Source organism: Janthinobacterium sp. BHSEK (genome assembly GCF_056174685.1).
In genome coordinates this window covers 1-251 of the sequence record NZ_JBWBYV010000261.1, presented here as the reverse complement: position 1 = coordinate 251, position 251 = coordinate 1, and the positions used below count along the sequence as shown (strand labels likewise).

The following is a 251-nucleotide window of genomic DNA, read 5'->3' as shown; positions in this document are numbered from 1 at the left end:
CTCGATTTCGTCACGGGAAAAGGAGCGCTGACGCAGGCGCAGGTGCGCCATTATTTGTTGCCCATGATCGACAAGGATATCCTGTTGCTCACCGATGGCCATGCCGCCTACCGGGCTTTTGCAAAGGAGGCGGGGATCAGCCACGAGGCCGTCAATTTGCGCGCAGGCATCCGGGTGCAGGGCGCCGTGCATGTGCAGCACGTCAATGCCTATCACAGCCGCCTGCGGGAATGGCTACGCCCCTTTCACGG

General features: G+C 61.4%; 1 protein-coding gene. It reads left to right on the top strand.

Translation table 11 applies throughout. The annotated features are described in order from the left end of the window. The coding region (locus tag AC0V2Y_RS28930; protein WP_475418084.1) for a transposase at positions 1-251 on the top strand (251 nt) is incomplete at both ends.